The sequence below is a fragment of the Streptomyces sp. NPDC091376 genome, from assembly GCF_044757085.1.
Classification (GTDB): Bacteria; Actinomycetota; Actinomycetes; order Streptomycetales; family Streptomycetaceae; genus Streptomyces; species Streptomyces pratisoli.
The window spans coordinates 1-1,695 of record NZ_JBIVUF010000069.1 but is presented as its reverse complement, the minus strand read 5'-3'; the positions used below and the strand labels follow the sequence as shown (position 1 = coordinate 1,695).

Below are 1,695 nucleotides of genomic sequence, written 5' to 3'. Positions count from 1 at the left end.
AGCAGGGGCGGACGGCCTGCCGGCTCTAGCCGTTGACCAGCAGGATCTTTCCGGTGTGTTGGCCGCTGTCCATGAGTCGATGCGCTTCGGCGGCCTCGGCCATGGGCAGGGTCCGGTCGATGACCAGCTGCACGGTCCCGTTCTCGATCAGCGGCCAGACCTGGTTCTGCACTTCGGCCACGATCGCGGTCTTCTGCGCCGTGGGCCGGGAGCGCAGGGTGGTGCCGTGTACGGCGGCGCGCTTGAACACCAGCTCGGCGAGGTTGAGTTGGGCTTCCAGGCCGTCCTGCAGGCCGATGACGATCAAACGTCCGCCGACGGCCAGGGACCGGACGTTGCGCTGGAGGTACCGACCGCCGATGACATCCAGGATCACGTCGTAGGGGCCGTACTCGGTGAAGTCCTGTGTGCGGTAGTCGATCGACAGGTCGGCTCCCAGTTCCCGCGCACGGGCGGCCTTCTCGACGCCCCCGACGGTGGTGACGACACGGGCACCCAGTGCCTTGGCGATCTGGATGGCCATGGTGCCGATGCCTCCGGCCCCGCCGTGCATGAGAAAGGTCTCGCCCGCTTTCAGCCCGCCGGTCATGACGATGTTGGACCACACCGTGGTGACCGCTTCGGGCAGGGCTGCGGCTTCGACCAGACCGATTCCCTTGGGCACCGTGAGCAACTGCCCCGCAGGGACGGCGACTTTCTGCGCGTAGCCGCCTCCGGCGAGCAGTGCGCAGACCTCGTGCCCCACCTGCCAGCCGGTCACGCCCTGGCCGACGGCGCTGATGCGGCCGGAGACCTCCAGCCCCGGGTACGGCGACGCCCCCGGCGGCACGGGGTAAATGCCCATCCGTTGCGCGACGTCGGCCCGGTTCAGCGCGCTGGCCGCCACGTCGACGACGACTTCACCCGGCGCGGGCCGCGGGTCCTCGACCTCGATCCATTCCAGGACCTCGGGTCCACCCGGTTCCTTGATCGATATTGCCTTCATGGCGCTCCGTTCACACGGCTCAGAGGGGTTCACAGGGCTGACGCGAGGGGCTGAGATCCACCCTCGGAACTGGGTCACCAGGGAGCCCGATGTGTACACTGCGCACATTAGGAGACAGGAGTGTGCAGTGTCAACATCGAGCGGCGGCCGCTATCACCACGGCGATCTGCGGGCCGAGTGCCTGCGTGCGGCCCTGGATCTGCTGGAGGAAAGTGACGAGGCCGCCCTGTCGCTGCGCGCGGTCGCCCGTCGGGCCGGCGTGTCGCCCAATGCGCCCTACCGGCACTACCCGGACAAGGAGGCCCTGCTCGCCGCCCTCGCCACGCACGGCTTCCATGAACTGCGCGGGATCCTCCTGGACGCGGGGAAGGCAGCGCCCGCCGGCCAGGAGCCCGTGGCCCTGGCCCAGGCGTATGTGCACTACGCCCTGGATCACCCGGCCCTGTTCCGGCTCATGTTCAGCAGACCGTGCAGTCCCGCCCACCCGGAGGTGAGGGCAGCCGGCGACGCGGCCTACGCCGCCATCTCGGCACGGGTCGGCACCGACGCGCCCCAGGAATCGCATGAACCCCTTCTGGCCGGGTGGTGGTCGCTGGTCCACGGCCTCGCTTCGCTGGTCCTGTACGGAAAGCTGCCCCGGGGCGGTGACATCGAGGAGATCGACGAGCTGGTTCGGGGCGCGGTCACCGCGATGTGCCGCCCGTAGTCCG

The 1,695-nt window shown here is 69.3% G+C and carries 2 protein-coding genes; one reads left to right on the top strand and one right to left on the bottom strand.

Features of this window, described 5'->3' with window-relative positions; translation table 11 throughout:
• Positions 1 to 25 precede the first annotated feature (25 nt).
• Positions 26 to 985 (bottom strand): NAD(P)H-quinone oxidoreductase, encoded by a 960-nt coding sequence (locus tag ACIQMR_RS38355; RefSeq protein WP_401397791.1) that lies wholly within the window; start codon positions 983 to 985, stop codon positions 26 to 28.
• 127 nt (positions 986 to 1,112) lie between these two features.
• Between ACIQMR_RS38355 and ACIQMR_RS38350 the strand changes: the two genes are divergently transcribed.
• Positions 1,113 to 1,691 carry a TetR/AcrR family transcriptional regulator gene (locus ACIQMR_RS38350; protein WP_401397788.1) on the top strand — a complete coding sequence of 193 codons (579 nt, stop codon included), beginning with the start codon at positions 1,113 to 1,115 and terminating at the stop codon, positions 1,689 to 1,691.
• Positions 1,692 to 1,695 lie beyond the last annotated feature (4 nt).

What these genes read in the sequence shown, in the direction of transcription:
- ACIQMR_RS38355 (WP_401397791.1), bottom strand. Translation starts at nt 985, where the DNA reads ATGAAGGCAATATCGATCAAGGAACCGGGTGGACCCGAGGTCCTGGAA.